Raw genomic sequence first — 19,782 nt, 5'->3', positions numbered from 1 at the left:
AAAAGAATATTCTATTTTTATAATTCTTTAGACAAATCTCTTTGTAGTAAAAATGCTTCGCGCAAAACCTTTATTCAGCGACGAGAAATTTCAAACCTAAAACGGAAAGAATCAATGTGGAAAGAAAGAATCCTCTCCAAAAATCCAAGAGTTCTCCGTGAAGAAGGATTCCGACAAGAACGGTTCCCACCGCACCCAGACCGGTCCAAACCGCATATCCCGTTCCGATTGGAATCGTCTGGATTGCTTTGTTTAAAAATACAAGACTCAAAACGGCCGAAATTCCAAAACCAACGGTCCAAACCGGTTTTGAAAAATTCTCGGAGAGTTTTAGACAAGTAGTAAAACCGATTTCAAAAACGGATGCGATGATGAGATAGATCCAAGCCATAGCTCCAATCTTTAAAGGGTCGGTTCCGTGACAAGCTATTGTTTACGCCGGGCCGATCGTCTAAATCAAAACAAGGTTGAAAAAAAAGTCCAAGTCGTTTTATTAATTGTAACTTTTCCGAATACATTTACAATCCATTCAGTCTAAGAAAAATAATCCAAGCGGATTTCCAAAAGACAAAAGGAGAATGTCATTGATAGAATTATACACGGCCTCGACGCCAAACGGAAGAAAGGCTTCCATCATGTTAGAAGAATTAGGAATTCCTTATACAGTTTATCCGATCGACATCGGAAAATTGGAACAAAAAGAAGAATGGTTTTTAAAAATCAATCCTAACGGAAGAATTCCGGCGATCATCGACAAGGACAACGGCGACTTTACGGTTTTTGAATCCGGTGCGATTCTTATTTACCTCGCTGAAAAAACGGGAAAACTTTTACCAAAGGATCCAAAAGAAAGAAGCGTCGTCATTCAGTGGTTGATGTTTCAGATGGGAGGAGTCGGTCCGATGCAAGGGCAAGCCGGAGTATTCTTAAAATACGCTCCCGAAAAAATTCCTTTTGCGATCGCAAGATATCAAAACGAAACCAAACGTCTTTATTCAGTTCTCAATCGTAGATTAGGAGAAGCTAAATATCTCGGCGGTAAAGAAATTTCCATCGCGGATATCGCGACCTGGCCCTGGGTGAACGTTCACGATTGGGTTGAAATCTCTTTGGACGAATTTCCGAATTTAAAACGTTGGGATGAAGAATTGGCGAAACGCCCGGCTTTTATAAAAGGACAGGACATCCCGAACAAAGTAGATCACAAAAAAGACGCGGAAGAACTCAAAAAGAAAGGACAAGCTATATTAGGAAAATAGAATCTTATATGGATTCCGAGTTCGGATTCCGGATAGGAAGGACCACAAAAAAAGTGGTCCCCTTCTCCGAAGTTTCAAAGGAGATTTTGCCGTTATGATCGTCTATGATTCTTCTACAAATATCCAAACCGAGTCCGGTTCCGGCGCCGGAAGGTTTTGTGGTAAAAAAAGGTTCGAAGATACGATCCCGAATCGTCTCTTCGATTCCTACGCCGCTGTCTGAAATCGATATCACCCAACTCATCGGAGATGCACTACAGGAAATTTTCATCTTTCCTTTGTAGTTCATCGCGTAAAGCGCGTTCCCTATGAGGTTCGTCCAAACCTGAGTCAAGGCTTCCGCGTTTCCCCAAGCCATCAAAGTCTCCGGCATATCTCTGACGATTTGTACTTCGGTCTTGTATTTGGAATAATAAAGAGTAAGAACCGTTTCTAATTGTTTGCGGATGTCCACCGGTCCCATCGCGGTTCCGGAACGATCCTTGTATGCGTATTCTTTTAGAGCTTGAATTACAAGAGAGGCTTTTTCCGCCGCCTTCTCAATCGTAAAACTCGCCCTCGCAAGACTTGAAAGCGAAAGTGCGTTTTGTGCGATCAAAAGAAGATTGTCTTTCTTGTTCAATCCTTTCAATACTTCTACAACGTCCTCGGGACTGAGTCCCAAATCGGTAAGAATATCGGCGATACGCATTCCTTCTGCGATTCCTTGTTCGCTTAACAAAACGGAGATTTTTTTTCTTTTGTTTCTCTCTTCCTTTGTATCGTAAAATTCTCTCGGAGAAATTCCTTTAGAGAACAAGATTTCCCATTTTGATTTTTGAGATTCCGTAAAACCGGAATAGTCCCTCAACAATCCTTCCCAAGAATTGTACAACACCGAACGGATTCCTTCATTGGAAGAAACGATCGCGCCGAGAGGAGTATTGAGTTCGTGAGCGATCCCAGCCACCAATTGTCCGAGCACGGCCATCTTTTCGGAACGAATGAGTTGTTTCTGCGCGCTCCTCAATTCTTCCATTGCATTGAGGACTTGTTCGTTTTTGGAAACGAGATATTGATTTACGGTTCTTAATTCTTCCGTACGTCTGGTGACGATTCCTTCCAGACCCTCGTTGATCGAACGAATCTTTTGTTCGGTCTCCGTCATCTCGCTTACTAAAAAACTTTGTCTCACGCTCGCGATAATTACAACGATGGTAGTTCCGGTCCAAGCTACGATTCTTACACCTTGCGGAAGACCGGGAAGAGTTCCCGCTAAAACGATCGTGATCGAACTCGCGACAACTTCAAACAAAGGCAAAAGTCGAAGCGCGGATTCGTATCGTCTTTCCCATATCGGACTTTCATTGAACCTTGGAAACCAAGTCAAAGAACCGTAACCCATGACGAGCGCGGAAACGGAAAAACCCGCGTTGAGAAAAGTTCCGTCCGGGGGAATGTCGGAAATAAAAAGTGTATTCCATATCAACCAGCTAAAGCCCGTTCCCCACATTCCCAACAGAAACATAAACCAGTAACGATCCGGTTGAAGACGAAGAAGCGGAATCAAAAGAACTCCGAGCGCGGCCGCGGTCAAAAACGAAACTGGATGATTGATCAAAGGAAGCAGTTGTGAAACGCTAACTCCTTCTCTCTGAGGAAGATATAAAGCCAAGGAAAGAGTTAGAATCGCAGTGGTCAAACCGAGTGCGTCGAGAATTACAGCGCGGGTTCTTTCCTTATTACATTCAATAACTATAATAGAGTAGCCGATGACAAAACAAGGCGCGACCCACGGAAAAAGATAATCGCTTGGTGTGGGAGTGACATAGTAGTCCAGATAAACTTGAATCGCCCAGGAAAGTTGCCCGAGCGCGTTGGCGGTAAGTCCGAGCGCAAACCAGAGTCGAAAACGATGGATGCCGCCTTCCGCAGCGATATATCCGATCCATGCAAGGACCGCTGCACAAAGATAAGAAATCGTCCAATGAATATTGTCTATGAGCCTGTCTACGTTTCTCTCTTCGTAGTAATAATTTCCAAAAAAGGAAACGAATACTAAGATTGTACTGATCCAAAATATCCAAATTCCGGCCTTGGGTATCGAGGGTCGAGAATGACTTTGTCGTATTGTCATCAATCGCTCACAAACGACGAACAGTATAGACGTTAATCGTTCTTTCCGTCGACCTATTTTCTCATAGATAAGACTCTCAAAGCGGGATTCTAAATAAAATTATCCCTAAAATAAGATCAAAATAGAGTGCGATTGTTTTTTTCTTGCAGATGGGGGACGCCGTTTATGGAAACGGGAAGATATTTTCCTCTGACCCAGCGAAACGTGCTTACGGACGTGTTCCAGATCCAAGGCATCCAGGCAAAACTATCCTCGTCTTGGCGTAGAAGTCGATTTAACACTAAAGATATGGGAGTTCCCGATGTGAAAATAAAATTTCTTTCCTTATCCGAAGGAGAAAACCAAACATTAGAAGAATTGAATACTCTTTCTTCAAAACGTTTATACGTTTCGATTCCATCCGGAGTTTCTTTTCCCTCTCTCCAAACTCTGAGAATTTCTTCAGTCAATTTGAAAAACAAAGCCGCGGATCGAATCCCGCCCTTCAGCCTGACTTTGCCGAATTGAGCGAGAGTTTTTTCGAATTCGGGTTTTTTCGAAGCGATCAACTTAGAATAAGAACCCCAGAGTTCCGGAGCGAATTCGTTCCAGCCCGCGTCTCTGTGTATAAAAGAATCTATGGAGAATTTTTCCTGTTCTCCCGCGACGGACCGAACACCTTCTAAAAAAGATTCTCCGGTTTCCAAATGTCTACGCATCGTTCCCGTGATGATCCGATCTGGAACGTCTCCGTTGGTCGCCATAAACTTTCCGAGCTCGAAGGCTTGTTTTTTTCCGTGCGGAGTGAGGAGATCGTAATCCGATCCTTGAGAATTGGCCTGGCCGTGACGAACGAGATAAACGACGGACATGAATTCTTACTTAACTTTCCGTTGTGAATCTAGGGTTGGTGACTTCCACCTTTTCTCTCACGGTTTCTTTGACGTGATTCCAGTATTCCGTATTTTCAACTGATAATTTTTCTTCTCGGATCTTATCGCGAAGTTCGAAGTTCCATGTATGTGCGAGATTCTTTTTTTCGTTGAGGGTTACCGGAAAGGAAACGTTCTTTTTTAAAAGTTTAGAGAGTCTTAAGAGCTCTTTATCGAGCAATTCTTCTCCGGAACGAATCTCACGGGAGATCACTCCCAACATATTCCAACTTACTAATGTTTTGTAAGATAATAAATCCTTATCTTTGAATTGAGGAAGGACTTCCTTCATTAGAAAATCCTGAATCGCATCCAGAAGATCCGTTGAACTCGGTTTATCTTGCATTTTCTATGATCCTCATCGCTTCGTATTCCATTTCACACGCTCTTCTTCCGATCGCCGCGAGCTCTATCCCTTTGTCCTTACCGGAAAGATGTCTTTCGGCTTGGCCGATACAACCGATCGCCCATCGTAGATTTCCCATCACTTCCCAATAAGTGACCATCGCAGAATCCAAAGTTACGCCGGAAGCCTTTTCATACGCTTCGTAGAATTCAGAACGATCTGCAAATCCGCCCGCTTCCTTATTCAACTTTCCGAATCTCCAATCTCTCATACAAAGCCAAGTCAGATCTTCGTGACGGTCGCCCCAGTGAGCGAACTCCCAATCCACGATTCCTTGTAGGCCGTCCGGAGTGACCATAAAGTTTCCGGTTCTAAAATCTCCGTGAATCAATACGACGTCCTCGGACGGTTTTGCTTTTTTCTCCAACCAGTTGAGAATCATTTCCATCGCGGGATAACTTTCCTTCATTCTCTCCAATTCCAATCGAAGAGAATGAATCGAGCCGGTCGCGACAACTTTGTCTTTCGGATCCTGTCCCATCCAAAGAGTCTTTTTTAACTTCTCGTCCTTACAGCTTTCGGGTTTCACGGAATGGATCTTGGCGAGATTCTCTGCGAGATCGACAGTGAGTTGTTTGCGAATTTTGTTAAGCGAAGCGTCTTTTACGATGTATCTTCCGGTGGCCTTACCTGAAATTTTTTGCATAAAATAAAACGGACTTCCTGTAACGGAACGATCAGTCTCCAGCCAAAACGGCCTCGGAGTTTTGACTCCCGCTTTGTAAGCGAGATCACAAACTCCGAATTCGTCCTCACGACTCAAAGAAGCCAGCAAGGCGGCTCCTTTGTCGGTTCGAAATACGGTTTCATAGGATCCTTGTTCCGGTCCGTCCAAAACTTTAAGCTCCGCTAAAAAGTTTTCCTGGCAGGCTCCTCCGCTCAGAGAAACCATCGCGTGGATTTCGGTTTTTCCCTTCAGTCGTCCGGAAAGATATCCTTCCAAAACATTCTTTAATTCTGTATCGTTCATAGTTTAGTAGATTCTAATATTCTAAAAATCGTGTTTTCCGCTCACCAAATTTCTTCCGATCACCATCTTGTGGACCTCGCTCGGTCCGTCGGCGATCCTCGCTGCTCTTGCGTCTCTGTAAAACAATTCCAATTTCATATCTCTTCCGTAACCGTGGGATCCGCAGATTTGAATCGCACGATCGATCACCTTGCAGAGAGTTTCGGAAACGCTCCACTTTGCCATGGAAATAATCTGTCTCGCGTCTTCGCCCGCTCTAAGAGTATGAGCCGCCTTGAGAGTAAGCATATATCCCGATTCTATTTCGAGCGCGGATTCCGCGAACATCCATTGAATTCCCTGATGATCCGCGATTCTTTGTCCGAAAACCTGTCTCTTGAGCGCGTATTCTCTCGCGATCTCCATCGATCGTCTTGCGAGCCCGATCCATCGCATACAGTGCGTTAGACGAGCGGGCCCCAGACGTTCTTGAGACCATTTGAATCCTTCCCCCACTCTTCCGAGAATTGAAGATTCGGGAACTCGGACGTTTTCAAATTTTAATTCGCAGTGACCGCCCGGACCGTGAGAACCCATCACTCCGATTTCTCTTACCATCGTATAACCGGGAGCATCCGTCGGAACTAGAAACATCGTGGTTCTTCTAAAAGAATCCGCCACCTTGGACATCACGATCAGGAACGCGGCTCCGTTCGCGCCCGTGCAATACCATTTGTGACCGTTGATGACGTATTCGTTTCCGTCTTTGACCGCGTTTGTAAAAAGAGTTTGAGGATCGGCGCCGGCGCCGGGAGGAGGTTCCGTCATTGCAAATGCGGAACGAATTTTTCCCTGAGTTAACGGATAATAATATTTTTCTTTTTGTTCTTTATTGGCGGCGATATGCAAAAGATGCATGTTCCCTTCGTCGGGTGCGTCGCAGTTACAGAGATAAGGTGCGATCGGAGATCTTCCAAGTTCGGAGAATATAATCGCGGTTCCGACCATGTCCAAACCGAGACCACCTTCGGATTTAGGAAGGTGCGGAGTCCAGAGCCCGAGTTCTTTTACTTTTTTTCTCAGCTCTTCGGTGACTTTCTCGGGCATTCTTCCGTGATCGTAATCGTAATGAGCCTCTGCGGGAATCGCGTAGTTTTCTACGAAATCGCGAATTCTCTTTTTAACTTCTTCCACTTCATCTGGTATTGTAAAATCCATTCTTCCTCCCTTAGAAATCGGCGGCCTACATATTTATATGTTCACACTCATCGACATATCGCAATTCTTTTAGGATTCCAAAAATTTTACAACTTCTTTTAGAGTGTTTACGATCAGAGTTTTATCAACAGAGTAATAGATTTCCTTTCCCTCTTTTCTAGAGGAAACAAGATTTAAAAGTTTCATCTTGTTCAAGTGGTGAGAGATCGTAGTTCTTGAAATATCAAATTCTTTCGCGACGTCCCCGGCTTTTACTTCCCTGTGACAAGAAAGAATCTTTGCGATCTTGAGTTTTACCGGATCCGATATCGCGGACATCAATTGCAACGTCGCCTCGGTCTCAAAAGGAAATTTCTTTTTTTTCTTCATTCTTGCTTCTTAATAAAATCCGTTCCGCATAACGTTCCACTACGGATTCAATTTATATTTTCCGATTCGATCATTATGAAGACTGCCTAAATAGAGAAAACCATTTTTATATTTTGCGGAAGTAATCGCCTTTAAATGTTTTCCGGACGGTTCCTGAAAACTCCGAAGAGGAATTCCGTTCTCGTCCAAAAGAAGAACGAATCCGTATGGTTGCGCCTTTGGCCAGAGAAACTTTGGAAGTTTTGTTATAAAGGATTTGAGCCCGGGGCGCGGATGTAAGATAGAATCCAACAAAGAATTTCGAACCGTAAAGAGTGCGAGATAAAAAGTTCCGTTTCCATCTGCGGAGATATTGTCCGGAAATCCGGGAAGATTTTCTATAAAAAAATCATTCTGACCTGCCTTGGGGCCTTTGAGCCAATAACGTCGAATTCGATAACGATACGTTTCATTGACTAAAACAAAGTCTTCGTTTTGAGAAAGCGCAATCCCATTAGCAAAATATAATTCTTTTAACAAAACCTCGGATTTGCCCGTGGAAGGATTGTATCTCAAGAGTCTTCCGTTCGGCCTTGCTTCCATCAAATCATAGAGATATTCCTGACTTCCGTATTTATCCGAAGCGTCCGAAAAGTAAACGGTACCGTCCTTGGCTACGTCGAGATCGTCAGTAAATCGAAACGGGAGGCCGTCCGCTTCCGTGCTCAAAACCTTAATCTCCCCCTTCGCACCAATCTCCAAAAGACCCTTGTCCGCGTCGGCGACGATCAAACGTCCATCCGAGAGAAGTTTGCTACCCAAGGGTCGCCCGCCGGTAGCAGCGTGCGCTTTGATATTCCCTTCCGGAGAAATATGTATGATTCTCCCGTTTTCGCAGGACGCGTAGATGTTTCCATGATCATCCACTTCCATATCTTCCGGGCCTTGCAACTTTCCTTGCGCGATCCATTCCGCATCCACTAACAATTGATTGGGGGCAAAGGCGCCTTCCATCGCAGGAGCGGGAGGAGGAAAGTAAGCCAAAGGATCAATCGGAGAGGGTTTGAATATATAGAATCCAATTCCGAATAAAATAAGAATTGAAAAAACGGCAAGAATCCGTGTCCGGTTCATGCTTCCTCCAGCGTGAGTTCTAAAGACCCTAAAGGAACATCGAGACGGACGAAGAGTCAACATGAATTTCCACAATTATAAGTTTCTATTCATCCTATGATTCGATAACGATTTTAAAAAAATCCAAAATGAGAACCTGTCGTTTTTGCGATAAAAAAGGATCATAGATTTTGATTGATTCTGGTTCCCTAACCCTCGAAGCTGGTGCAGACCTCTCCGAAAAATTTTGAACCATTCTCAGATCAGAATTCTTTTCACATTATAAATAAGGTCAGCTACGAACTATGAAAATATCCGAATCCATGGTCCATAAACTGGGCATTGAATATAAGGAATCCGACATTATCTTTGAAGAGAATCAGGAAGCGGAAGTGATGTATCTGATTGTAAAAGGAAAAGTAGGCATTCACAAAAAAGTAAAGGAAGCTTATAAACTCCTCGTAGAATTAAAAGAGGGGGATATGTTCGGCGAAATGGCACTGATCGACAAAACTCCTCGGAGCGCGAGAGCGGTCGCAAGAACCGACGTCTCTCTCATCGCGATCAACGAAGGAGCCTTTTTTAATCTCATACAAACCAATCCCGGTTTTTCTATGAAGGTCGTGAAAATTCTTTCTTCACGATTGAGAGAAACCAACAAAACAATCGCTTCCTTATTGAAAGCGGACAAGAAGAATTTAGTAACCTCTGCGCTTATCAATTTTTCTCAGACTCACGGAGAACAAGACGGAACCTCGTATCGAATTCATCTCAATCACTTTATGAAATGGGCGATATTAAGAGTGGGTTTGGAACACCAGGACTTGGTGCATTCCATCAGTCTATTAGTAAAAGATAAAATGGTGGAACAGCAAAAAGAAGATCCTTCCACTTTGATTATCCGAGAAGCCCTTTTTAAATACACGGTGGATGCTTGAACTCGAAGCCATCTTTAGTAGTAAAAGAAAATAACAGAAAACGACTCTTTTACTTAGACAATCTTCGTTCCTTTGCCCTTTTGCTCGGACTTGTATTTCACGTAGCGATCGTCTACGCGGCCGAAATCAAATATCCGCTTCGAAACGAACAACGATCCGAGATCTTCGACGTATTCGGAGAATGGGTCCACATTTTTAGAATGCCCCTATTCTTTTTTCTTTCCGGGTATTTCACAGAAGTAATCTTTCGATCCAAAACTCTCAAAGAATTTTTGAAGATGCGGATCTTTCGGATCTTCATTCCGACGGTGATCGGAATTTTACTCTTCGCACCGATGCAATCCTTCGTTTCTCTTTTGCAAGCGGGGGAATATCATTCTTATCTGGATTTCTATTTTAGAATTTTCTTAAATGGAAACATTCGGCCTTCTCACCTATGGTTTCTTTACTTCTTGATTCTTTTTACGATCCTCCATCTTTTCATAAGAAGAATCACACTTCCGCTCGCGGCTCTTCTCAAAAAGGAACCGAATCAAAAGACATTCATTCAAGAATTAAAAACGGTCTCTACCTTTACGTTGATCAGCGTCGTAGGAACTTGCGCGATCAATCTTTTTTATATGAAGGACGATTCCTGGTACGCGATCGAACCCGTGAACTTTGTTTACAACTATGCATTCTTTCTTTGCGGAAGCCTTCTTGTTTCAAAGGAGATTCTTCTCTTAGAACCTCAGTCCGATAAATTTTGGATCTGGGGAAGTCTCGCCCTCCTCAGCTTCTGGGGTTTTTATGAGATCAGTAGAATCGATCCGTTTTGGTCTTACTTCGGTTATACGGGAAGTTGGAGAAGAATTCTTCATATCGCTTTGAAGTGCGCGACCGGTTGGCTCATGATTCGACTTCTAATCGGAGTCTTTCAAAAATTCTTCGACTTTAAGAACAAATATACGGAATATATGAGAACTGCGAGTTTGCCGATTTATCTCGTACATCATCCCGTCTCTTTGCTCGCGGGGTTTTACGTCGTCCAAAGTTCCTTTGGAATCGCCGAAAAGTTTCTGCTTCATCTTTTTTTAGTCCTTTCAATCACATTAGCATTCTATCATTTTCTAATACGTCCTTTCCGATGGGTGAACTTAATCCTCGGAAATCAAATTCCGCCAAAAAAAGACTCAAAATACTCCGGAGTGTCCAATGAACTCAAAATTTAAAAAATCGTTTTTCAAACCGAACGCGTTCCTGTTGGTTCCGATCTTTCTATTTCTCGTTTGTTGCGAGAGCGGAAATTCTTCGCTGATATCCTCTCCTTCCAACCGGGAAAAAAGCGGAAGCGCTCTCGTAAAATTCAGCATCCATCCTTACAAAGGAACCGTCGTAAAAACGGGAGACGAGATTCTTCCCTTTAAGGTTTTGGAAACAGATAAGAGCATCGGACTCGTCGAAATGGAAGTTCCCGTTTACTCGGACGGAAAAGGAATCGAATTAAAACTGTCCTCTCCCGGTTTTCAAAATTCTTCATATTATGCGAAGAGCGCGGCGGACTTGAACGAGAAGCTGATCGCGCTTGATAAGGAAGGTGTGACTCATCGTTTTACGATGCGTCTGAAAACGGGTCTACAACCCAAGAGCGTTCGTTTTATCGATAATACAAGACTCGCGATTCCTCTTTTAGAGGACGAAGGGATGGACGTTCTCGATATCAAAACGGGAGAAACCGTTCGCCTTTCGCCTCCCGAAAAATATAAAAAGAAACTTGGGTTTGTGGAAACGATCTCGATCCCGGAACACAACGAACTCTGGGTGAGCCAGATGCAGGCTAACGCGGTCCACGTCTTCGATTTAAAAACTCTCGCGTATAAAGCGACGGTGGATCTTTCGGGAAAATGGTCTAAGATTCTTCTCTACGATCCTACGAGAGATCTCGTGTATTGTTCCAATTGGATCAGCGAAGACATTTCCGTAATCGATAGAAAAACAAAAACCGAAATTCGTAAGACTGATAAGATCGGACTTCCGAGAGGACTTCTTCTTTCTAAAGACGGAAAGGAATTGTATATCGCTCAGTTCTCCGCGAGCAATCAAGAATCGAGCGGCGGAAGACTCGGAATCTATTCCATGGAAAAAGAAAAGCTCATCGATACGATCGGACCTCCCGGTAACAAAAGACATATCGTTCCCGGTCCTGTTGAAAATAAAATCTACGTCTCCGATATGTGCTGTAGCAAAATCGAAGTCTATGACCTCAAAGAAAAGAAGGTTCAAAAGACGATTCCTGTATTCGATAAACCGAATACGATTGCACTTTCTCCCGATGGAAAGTATCTCTACGTTTCTTGCCGAGGACCGAACAATCCGACGGAAGGTTATCTCAAAAAAGGACTGGTCCTTGGAAGAGTCTACGTCATTGACACGGCGACCGATACGGTTAAGGAATTTTGGGAAGCCGGAAATCAGCCGACGGGCCTCGACGTTTCTCCGGACAATCGATATCTTGTAATTTCGGATTTCTTAGATCACCAGATCCGAGTTTATCGGAGAGACGGATTTTAGTTTAAAAACCGAGAACGTTTTTTTCTTAAAAAACTGTTGCTTTTGAGAACTCAATTAAAAACATGTCTCTTACCGGGCCTGTAGCTCAGCTGGTTAGAGCACACGCTTGATAAGCGTGGGGTCATGTGTTCAAATCACATCAGGCCCATCCGGTATTTGATAAGGGGCTTTAGCTCAGCTGGGAGAGCATCTGATTTGCATTCAGAAGGTCGTCGGTTCGATCCCGACAAGCTCCATACCGAATTTTCCCTCAAAATTCGGTGATTTTCCCCCTTCTTACTTTTAGTTTAGAATTCTCTTTGTTTTATCGGAGAGAAATACATTCTGTTTTTTGAATGTATTTTTGAAATTCGAAAAAAGTATGAGTTCCTACTTTTGCTCTCGCCCTCACCGATCACCGCAAGATCTGCTTTCAGAGCTTTCCTCCTTGTTCCGACAAATTTTTTTCTTAAAATTTACTGGATCCGGACTAAAGTCCGTCTAAGGATAAAATTGAATCGCCATGACGTTCCCGAAGAGATTAGCGGATGCAAAGACCTTTAGCTTAACGAAAAGTTGGGAACAGACTCTTATACAATCTGCAGAGTATATTAGAATTTTATAAATTCCCTTCCTTCCTCCGCGATCCTATATTTAAAAAGACCTTGTAACTTTTTTAGAATCAAGTAGAATCTTATACCGGACGAACTTCCGACTTTCGGAAACAGAAACAAATCGAGAATAGAATCCAATCTCCGAGTAAAAAGGAAAATTCATGAAGGTAAAGATTCCCCTCCTCTCCCGTTATTTCTCTTGGTTGCACAACAACGCCCCCGAAGGCCCCGTAGAAATCTATCCGGAAGTCACGGATTCCTTTGAAAGTTCTTTGCCGGGAATTCGAGTAATCGGAGATCTAACGGGACTTCCTCTTCTCAAATTCGCAGTTGAGAGCGGATACAAAGTAGTCCAAGAAATCAAAAGAAAGAATGAAAATTCTTCTCAAACCAAAAAGACAAACGATCTTATTTACGACGTTCTCATCGTCGGAGCCGGACCGGCCGGAATCTCCGCAGGAATCGAACTCTCTAAATTAAATTATAAATTCATTATATTAGAATCCAATGATTCCTTTCACACGGTAAAAAGTTATCCAAAAGGCAAACCGATCTTCGCAGAGCCGGAGGATTTGCATACAAATTCGGAGATTCGAATTCTCAACGGCACCAAAGAAAGTCTTTTGGAAGACCTTCAGTCTTCGCTCAAAAAATGGAATCTTCCCCTGGAAATCGGAGCTCGGGTAACACAGATTCGAAAAGACAACTTAGGCTTTTCGGTATCATGCGAAAATGGAAAAAATTTTCTGACAAAGGAAGTGATCCTTGCGATCGGAAAGAGCGGAGACGCAAGAAATCTTCAAGTGCCTGGAGAAGAATTGCCCAAAGTCTATCATCGATTGATCGACCCAAAAGACTTTGAAAAAGAAGACGTTCTCGTCGTCGGCGGAGGAGATTCCGCGATAGAGGCCGCGATCGCAATCAGCGATTATGCGAACTCAACTCGACTTTCTTATCGAGGGAAAGAACTCGTGCGCCCCAAATTTGAGAATAAAGAGAGATTAGAATCGCTGATCCAAGAGGGAAAGATAGAATTCTTAAATGAAAGCGAAGTGGAAGAAATCGGAGAAAAAGAAGTCAAACTCCGAAAGACCGAATCAAAAAACAAGGCCGACACTTCTCGAACGATTACAAACTCGAGCGTTTTGATTCAAATCGGTTCAAGTGCTCCGATAGAATTTTTAAAAAAGATAGGACTTAGAATTCAGAATCAAAAACGTTTTTGGGATTGGATCGGATTTATTGAAATGATTCTTTTTGCAAACGTAGTCTATTTTGGAAAAGCGTCTTTTTACGGAAGTGCGACCTACTCTCTGATCGCTCTCGTATCCCTATTTGCCTTTTTAGGCCTCGGACTTCCGTTTTCAATTCATCTCTTTAAAAAAAGGAAGGAATTGTTTTCCGATTTTTGGAATACATTCAAAAATATTTATATATTTTCCGCGGCCGCTTATTTTATCACAGTTTATGCGGGAGGTAAATATTTTGACTTTTTGTTTTTAGGAAAACAACCCGGATTTCATTATACTCTTTTGTATTCTCTCACCATTCTCACTTTTGGTTTGAGAAGAATGAAGGCAAGGCCCACAAAGTATATTCGAAAACAAACCTGGACTTTAATTCTGATCCAAGTATTTCCACTCTTTCTTTTACCGGAAATCATACTTCCCTTCTTAGGGCAAAATGGTCTGTTAGGTGATCCTAACGGATTTCTACTAACGCAGGTTTTTCCATACGGAGCTTATTGGAACGCATACGGATTTATTCTCGCGTGGCCTTTGAATATGGGAATTTTTTACAACGCAGGGATTACAACCTTCTGGTTGGTCTACGGCATTCTACAAACCTTTGTCGTTATCCCTTATCTCGTCTATCGTTTCGGAAAGGGAGCTTATTGCGGTTGGATTTGCTCCTGCGGAGGTCTTGCAGAAACATTAGGCGACGAGACAAGAACCAAGATGCCTCATGGAAAACTCGCGAATCAATTAGAGAATGCGGGACAGTGGATTCTTCTTTTTGCAACTGTGATTACAATCCTCAAGCTGAGTGAAATTTTTCTTTCTTCTTGGTTTCCTTTTACTCACGTTTTGGGAAGTCTAGGAGATAGCGGAAAGAAGGTGTATGACGTCGTCGTAGACTTGATGTTAGCCGGCGTTGTCGGAGTGGGAGCGTATTTCTTTTTAAGCGGAAGAGTCTGGTGCAGATTTTTTTGTCCTCTGTCCGCGCTCATGCATATCTACGCAAAGTTCAGCCGATTTAGAATTTTCTCCGAAAAGAAAAAATGTATCTCTTGCAATATCTGTACAAAGGTCTGTCATCAGGGAATTGATGTTATGAGCTACGCCAACAAAGGAATCCCGATGGACAACGTTCAGTGCGTCCGTTGTTCGGCCTGTGTCGTAAACTGTCCGACCAACGTTCTTTCTTTCGGGGAATTGAAGTAGGATTGTTTTTAGAATCGAATAGAGTAGACTTTCAATTCGCTTAACAAAACAAAACTCGCAAGAGTAAAGATCAGAGAATCGAAACGGTCTAAAATTCCTCCGTGTCCCGGAAGGAGATTAGAATAATCTTTGATCTTTGCTTTTCTCTTCAACCAACTCGCACTCAAGTCACCGCTCAAACCCAAGATCGCGATTCCAAACGTGAGCGGTAAGGATTCGATCACGTTCTTACCGATCACCCAGAAGAAGAAAATGCCGAACAACGCTGTAAATAAGATCCCTCCTGCAAACCCTTCCCATGTTTTGTTAGGACTGATTTGAGGCGCCATTTTGGTTTTTCCCAAACTCTGCCCGGTCAATTGACTAAACGCGTCGAAAACGGCTACACTGAGATAGATCAAAACCAGGACTCGATTCGAGAAAAGAAAACCGCTCTTGCAAAATAGACCAAGAGTCAAAATGCCGAATAGAATTATCGCAATCTGCAATCCTACGGAAAAATCACGAACCGTTCTTTTCAGTTCGTAGATTGCTCCGATTGAAACCAAAAAACAAAATAGGCTCCAGTAAATCCCGCCTAACGTGGACAGAAAGGTCGCTCCGACTACGATTCCGGCGTACGACCAATACTTTGCGGTTCTTTTTTTTCTTTCTTCAGGATTCTTTTTTCTTCCTGAGATAAAAAACCAAAGACCTCCTAACGAAAAGCCTACGAGTATAAAAAGAAAAACCGGAAAAACTTCCTTATCCAAGAGCGTGAATCCTCAGCGCGCCTGGAATCATTCTTAAAGAAAACTCCATTACATTTTCATAAACCTCTCAGTCGATCATCAGAAGACTAGGACGTTCGTATTTCACGGAGGAAGAAGTCGCCTTGAGTCGATTAGGCGGATCGTAAAAATACGTTTTACTCAAAATGGAAAGGTTATGTACTGACTGTTTAATACTTCCCGCGTCCAGTTCAGCGACGTCAAACTTTCCATCCGATAGATCCGCGTTTGGAAAAGCGACAAAGTTTGCAACGTGTTTGCTATTGTTAAGAATTGCTCCGGTTAGAGATTTTTTCTCGGAGGAAGACTGATCATAAGAAATCATATACGATTCCCGAGTATTGACAAAGGAACCTAGACCGGCCGCGATCGGATAACAAAATTTTCGAAACCGTTTGAAAGACCGATTCGCCATCTGAGTAACCTTCGCAGGAAATCCGAAACAAACCGTACTCGCGGAAACACAGGAGAACGATTCTTCAGTTGTCTTTACTTCTAAACTCATCAGATCAATCTTCAGTTCTTTTCCCCAAATCAATTTATCCAAGGACATTCTCCAGCTACCAAGACCAAGATCCCTCGCGAGCGAATTTCCGGTTCCAGCAGGAACCAAGCGAATTTTCGGAAACGGAAAACTCAAAGAAGAAAGAACCTCGTGTAAGGTTCCGTCGCCCCCAACTACTATGATCTCTTGAGCGTTCGATCTTTCTCTCGCTATCTCTTTGGCGTGTCCCGGAAAATCGGTAACCTTACAAGGAATTCCATTCCCTTCTAAATAGGTTCTTAAAATCAGATTCTCCGATTGGTTCTTATAACCGCTCTTTCCGTTTAAGATTGCAAAACGTTCTTGTTTTGTTTCCATACCCAATACATTCCTCGAACGTTCGGTCTTAGTTCTTTTAGATAAAATAGAATCACAATTTCCTCTACATATGCAAAGGAACAAAGAAAAAAGGAAAGATATAAAAGAGGACTCCAGGCTCCAAACCAGAACAAGGTCATAAATAAAATTCCCAATGCGTAAGCCGCAATCCTACTTGCATACGTATGAAAGCTCGAAATGGAAGAGAATTTAATTAAGGAATAGATCATCTCCGCAAAATATAAACTTAGAACGATAATGATCCAAGGAAGAAAATCGGATACAAACGACGGTTCGAATATTAGAATTCCATAAATTCCTGAAAAGAAAGTCAATAAATCCGCAATCGAATCCACTCTCGCCCCGAAAGCGGACTGAACCTTTAAAATTCTCGCCGTTAGACCGTCCAAAATATCGGACAATAAAGCTATAAAGAAAATCCAAGAAAAGAGAAACCTTTCTTCCCGAAAGGTCAAATAAATAAGAACGGGAAATAAGAGAACACGACTAAACGTAATCGAATTGGGAATGTTTTTTACCCAGGCTCTACCGGACATATCTCAACTTCCTTATTTTATACAAAAACGTTATGTGCAATTTCAAAATACATCTGGAATAAGGAATTTTCATCGGATTGCAATTCTTTTTTAGAATGAAAACAGACGTCCTTATAAAAACTCGCAGTAATCCCTAAGAGATATTTAGAAAAATATAATTTTCTTATAATCTGAACTCGTATCTTATATCGCCGTAAAGGAGAGACTCGGACAGCGGATTCATTTTATTTTACTCATCAGGATTCGTAATGTATGTATTTGGAATTCGACCAGATCCCTTGTAAACAACCTCTGAGGGTGATCGTCTTTTCCCTTCTTCTCAACCCCGCACTCAGTGAAATCCAAGAAAGACTCGGGTCGGCGTGATGAGTTTCGTGATTTCCAATTCCCATACCCAAAGGAAAAGAGAATGTGTTACTCTCTAAATCACTTCGAAGACCCGTGTGTTCGCACCAATGTCTCAAGGATCCCCATACGTTTGCAAAAAGAAAGGAACCTAAAACAAACCAGAGATTGGGTTTTAATTCTATGTACAGAAAGATTGAAATCGAAAAAGAAAAACATAAAAACAAAATCGAACGTACCTGAGAATGCAAGCCGACAGACGAAGAACGTTTCTCAACCTTCGACGAATTTCGTTTAGAAAAAAGAATCGCGGCGACACTTGAAAATAAAGGAATCAATTCCACGAGAACATACAATTTTCTCCGATTCCGAAAAAGATTTTTTTTCCAATCCGGCCAAAGCGGATCATCTATATCATTTGTATGCGCGTGATGATAGAGATGAATCTTTCGAAACGGTTCTCCATAAAACGGAAGAAAGACCAAGGCCGACGCGAGATTTAGAATCCAACGATCCAAAGTGGATCGAGTCAAGTTTCTATGAGCGCCTTCGTGTACCAAAAGAATCATCCAAGCGTGTAACAACAATCCTGAAAAAGGAAGAACCAAATAATATCCGTTTTGAAACAATAAATACAAACCGAAAATTCCGGAATACAAAATCCCGGCGACGAGCAAACTCACTAACAAAACAAGTCCCTTCTGTTTTCGGATTCTTTTTTCAAATTTTCTTTCCCAATCGTCTTCTGGAAAAGAAATCGAAGAAATCGGATTTTGATATATCATATAAACCGAATATTCCTATTTTCTTGTTTCTTGAGTCAAAAATTCGATGACTCTTCCTTTCTGCGCGGAATTACTCGAACCGGAATGACCTTGTCCGGGTGTGACATACAGGGGAATTTCCGGAACTTCCGGACATTCTTGTTTTAAAAAACGGTTCAACGAAGTGACCCAATTTTTAGAAAGTTCCAGACGATTTTTACCAAACGATCCGTCTTTGGGAATCGCCGGATCCAGAGTATCCAATTCTCCAACGGTAACACTCAGTTGTGTATTGCAGAAATTCTTAAATTCGAGAGAAACGTTTCCCGGAAAATTTTTCTTCTTTTTGAGACCGGTCGGAAAGTTTTTTTCAGAATCGGGAAACGTATACCATCCAGGCGCGGAGATAAACGCCTTCTTCACCTGAGGACCATACATTAGAATATAACGATGTGTGAATTGAGCTCCTCCCGAATGTCCGTACATATACAAACGATCGATATTTACCTCGTGTTCCGCTTTTACTTTATTGAGAATCTCCTGCAAAAAAAGATCCCCTCTTTGATCTCCGTTGATAACGACGGCGTAGTCATCCCAGAATTCTTTTTTAAAGACAGGAATCACCAACGGAACGTGTAAAACATCCGCAATCGATTTGCCGAATTTTAAATAATTATCCCAATCATAAGCCTTGCTATGAATGATCACAAGAACTCCCTTGTTCTTGTCGTAATCTTTCGGGTAGTATTCCAAATATTCCAGACTTGGATCGGATTTTACCGGAATCGTTAAGAGTAGAAAAAGAAATCCGATCAGACTGAGACGTTTGCCCATTTTAATTTTCCTTTATTGCCTGATGCTCTTTGCATAACTTTGCACTTGCGTTAAGAATGCAGGATCTTCCAAGAAAACGGCAAACTCGTCGAACTCTTTTCTAAAATTCTCGTATAAACTTCCAAAAAAATAATTGTTCGAGATTCCTTTTAAGATCTTTAACATCTTTGGATTCCATTGGGAAAGACGTGAAGCGGTAAGAATCGCGTGTTGTAAAATATTCTCTCCTTCGTAGATCTCGTCTATGATGCCGAGTTCCAATGCGGAAACCGACCGAATCGGATCTCCTTTTAACGTCAAACTCAGAGCCTTGGTGGGACCGACCTTTCTTGTGAGAGTCGTCAAAAGTGGAGGAGCACCAAAGCGAATTTCAGGACGAAAGAGCATGGCTTTTCTTTCCGATATGATATAATCTCCGCAGAGTGCGAGATCAAAACCTCCCGCAGAAGCGAATCCCTTCAAAACCGTCACCACGGGTTTCGGAAAGCTGTAAATGGAATTATGATATTCTAATATTCTGTGTCGAAAGGACTGTAGATTGGTTTGAACGACTTCTTCCAAATCGTATCCGCTGGAAAAATGTTTTCCGGAAGAATTTAAAACGATTCCGCGGACCTCGTCGTTGTCTCGATTGGAATCGAAAACTTCTTCCAATTCGTCCCTGATCCGAATATTAAGAGCATTCGATTTTTGAGGACGATTTAACGTGACGACGAGAATTTGATTCTTCAAATCCGTCAATAGGCACTCGTAGTTCATTTTTATACCCGTTTAAGAAAGAATGGAAACAGGGCACGATCTTTAA

General features: G+C 42.4%; 19 protein-coding genes and 2 tRNA genes. 7 read left to right on the top strand and 14 right to left on the bottom strand.

The genetic code is table 11. The features are described from left to right. Positions 1-70: 70 nt before the first annotated feature. The gene (locus A0128_RS04220; RefSeq protein ID WP_069606373.1) at positions 71-391 is read right to left on the bottom strand and encodes a DMT family transporter; all 321 of its coding nucleotides are present in this window, start codon (positions 389-391) and stop codon (positions 71-73) included. Between the two features lie 193 nt (positions 392-584). On the opposite strand from A0128_RS04220, the gene A0128_RS04215 reads away from it, so the two are divergent. Beyond that, positions 585-1,259, top strand: a complete 675-nt coding sequence (locus A0128_RS04215) for a glutathione S-transferase family protein (RefSeq protein ID WP_069606372.1) — start codon at positions 585-587, stop codon at positions 1,257-1,259. Between the two features lie 4 nt (positions 1,260-1,263). Here A0128_RS04215 and A0128_RS04210 read toward each other — a convergent pair whose 3' ends face one another. The 7 genes from A0128_RS04210 to A0128_RS04180 form a co-directional block, all read right to left on the bottom strand. Further along, on the bottom strand, positions 1,264-3,375 hold the full coding sequence (locus A0128_RS04210; RefSeq protein WP_069606371.1) for a sensor histidine kinase: 2,112 nt from the start codon (positions 3,373-3,375) through the stop codon (positions 1,264-1,266). 116 nt (positions 3,376-3,491) lie between these two features. Continuing rightward, positions 3,492-4,226, bottom strand: coding sequence for a histidine phosphatase family protein (locus A0128_RS04205; RefSeq protein ID WP_069606370.1), 735 nt, complete (start codon positions 4,224-4,226; stop codon positions 3,492-3,494). 10 nt (positions 4,227-4,236) lie between these two features. Then, entirely contained in the window at positions 4,237-4,632 is a 396-nt protein-coding gene (locus tag A0128_RS04200) for a DUF6285 domain-containing protein (protein ID WP_069606369.1), read from the bottom strand. Continuing rightward, positions 4,622-5,662 (bottom strand): phosphotransferase family protein, encoded by a 1,041-nt coding sequence (locus tag A0128_RS04195; protein ID WP_069606368.1) that lies wholly within the window; start codon positions 5,660-5,662, stop codon positions 4,622-4,624. The genes A0128_RS04200 and A0128_RS04195 overlap by 11 nt, the downstream gene beginning before the upstream one ends. A 21-nt stretch (positions 5,663-5,683) precedes the next feature. After that, positions 5,684-6,859, bottom strand: a complete 1,176-nt coding sequence (locus tag A0128_RS04190) for an acyl-CoA dehydrogenase family protein (protein WP_069606367.1) — start codon at positions 6,857-6,859, stop codon at positions 5,684-5,686. A 69-nt stretch (positions 6,860-6,928) separates the two neighbouring features. Continuing rightward, a complete protein-coding gene (locus A0128_RS04185; protein ID WP_083244051.1) occupies positions 6,929-7,228 on the bottom strand; it encodes an ArsR/SmtB family transcription factor in 300 nt (99 codons plus the stop codon). Positions 7,229-7,267: 39 nt separating this feature from the next. Next, positions 7,268-8,341, bottom strand: coding sequence for an SMP-30/gluconolactonase/LRE family protein (locus A0128_RS04180; RefSeq protein WP_069609104.1), 1,074 nt, complete (start codon positions 8,339-8,341; stop codon positions 7,268-7,270). A gap of 302 nt (positions 8,342-8,643) precedes the next feature. Between A0128_RS04180 and A0128_RS04175 the strand changes: the two genes are divergently transcribed. The 6 genes from A0128_RS04175 (at position 8,644) to A0128_RS04150 (ending at position 14,845) form a co-directional block, all read left to right on the top strand. After that, on the top strand, positions 8,644-9,258 hold the full coding sequence (locus tag A0128_RS04175; protein WP_069606366.1) for a Crp/Fnr family transcriptional regulator: 615 nt from the start codon (positions 8,644-8,646) through the stop codon (positions 9,256-9,258). After that, positions 9,255-10,469, top strand: a complete 1,215-nt coding sequence (locus tag A0128_RS04170) for an acyltransferase family protein (protein WP_069606365.1) — start codon at positions 9,255-9,257, stop codon at positions 10,467-10,469. The genes A0128_RS04175 and A0128_RS04170 overlap by 4 nt, the downstream gene beginning before the upstream one ends. Beyond that, complete coding sequence (locus tag A0128_RS04165) at positions 10,453-11,808, top strand: YncE family protein (RefSeq protein WP_069606364.1); 1,356 nt, start codon at positions 10,453-10,455, stop codon at positions 11,806-11,808. The genes A0128_RS04170 and A0128_RS04165 overlap by 17 nt, the downstream gene beginning before the upstream one ends. A gap of 74 nt (positions 11,809-11,882) precedes the next feature. Next, positions 11,883-11,956, top strand: a tRNA-Ile gene (locus tag A0128_RS04160). Positions 11,957-11,971: 15 nt separating this feature from the next. Beyond that, positions 11,972-12,044: transfer RNA gene (locus tag A0128_RS04155), tRNA-Ala, on the top strand. A gap of 518 nt (positions 12,045-12,562) precedes the next feature. Then, positions 12,563-14,845, top strand: a complete 2,283-nt coding sequence (locus tag A0128_RS04150; RefSeq protein ID WP_069606363.1) for an NAD(P)-binding domain-containing protein — start codon at positions 12,563-12,565, stop codon at positions 14,843-14,845. A gap of 8 nt (positions 14,846-14,853) precedes the next feature. On the opposite strand, the gene A0128_RS04145 is transcribed toward A0128_RS04150, so the two are convergent. From A0128_RS04145 to A0128_RS04120, 6 genes are all read right to left on the bottom strand, one after another. Beyond that, complete coding sequence (locus A0128_RS04145) at positions 14,854-15,597, bottom strand: phosphatidate cytidylyltransferase (RefSeq protein ID WP_069606362.1); 744 nt, start codon at positions 15,595-15,597, stop codon at positions 14,854-14,856. A gap of 67 nt (positions 15,598-15,664) precedes the next feature. Then, positions 15,665-16,477 carry a diacylglycerol/lipid kinase family protein gene (locus A0128_RS04140; protein ID WP_069606361.1) on the bottom strand — a complete coding sequence of 271 codons (813 nt, stop codon included), beginning with the start codon at positions 16,475-16,477 and terminating at the stop codon, positions 15,665-15,667. Further along, positions 16,444-17,034: a CDP-alcohol phosphatidyltransferase family protein gene (locus A0128_RS04135; RefSeq protein WP_069606360.1), complete on the bottom strand. Its 591-nt coding sequence runs from the start codon at positions 17,032-17,034 to the stop codon at positions 16,444-16,446. The genes A0128_RS04140 and A0128_RS04135 overlap by 34 nt, the downstream gene beginning before the upstream one ends. A 236-nt stretch (positions 17,035-17,270) precedes the next feature. Next, positions 17,271-18,164, bottom strand: a complete 894-nt coding sequence (locus A0128_RS04130; protein WP_069606359.1) for a fatty acid desaturase family protein — start codon at positions 18,162-18,164, stop codon at positions 17,271-17,273. A 15-nt stretch (positions 18,165-18,179) separates the two neighbouring features. Then, positions 18,180-18,977, bottom strand: coding sequence for an alpha/beta fold hydrolase domain-containing protein (locus A0128_RS04125; protein ID WP_069606358.1), 798 nt, complete (start codon positions 18,975-18,977; stop codon positions 18,180-18,182). Positions 18,978-18,989: 12 nt separating this feature from the next. Then, positions 18,990-19,736, bottom strand: coding sequence for an enoyl-CoA hydratase/isomerase family protein (locus A0128_RS04120; protein ID WP_069606357.1), 747 nt, complete (start codon positions 19,734-19,736; stop codon positions 18,990-18,992). Between the last annotated feature and the right edge of the window lie 46 nt (positions 19,737-19,782).

The organism is Leptospira tipperaryensis (assembly GCF_001729245.1).
Classification (GTDB): Bacteria; Spirochaetota; Leptospiria; order Leptospirales; family Leptospiraceae; genus Leptospira; species Leptospira tipperaryensis.
The sequence above is the reverse complement of the archived record's forward strand: the minus strand, read 5'-3'. Positions and strand labels throughout refer to the sequence as shown.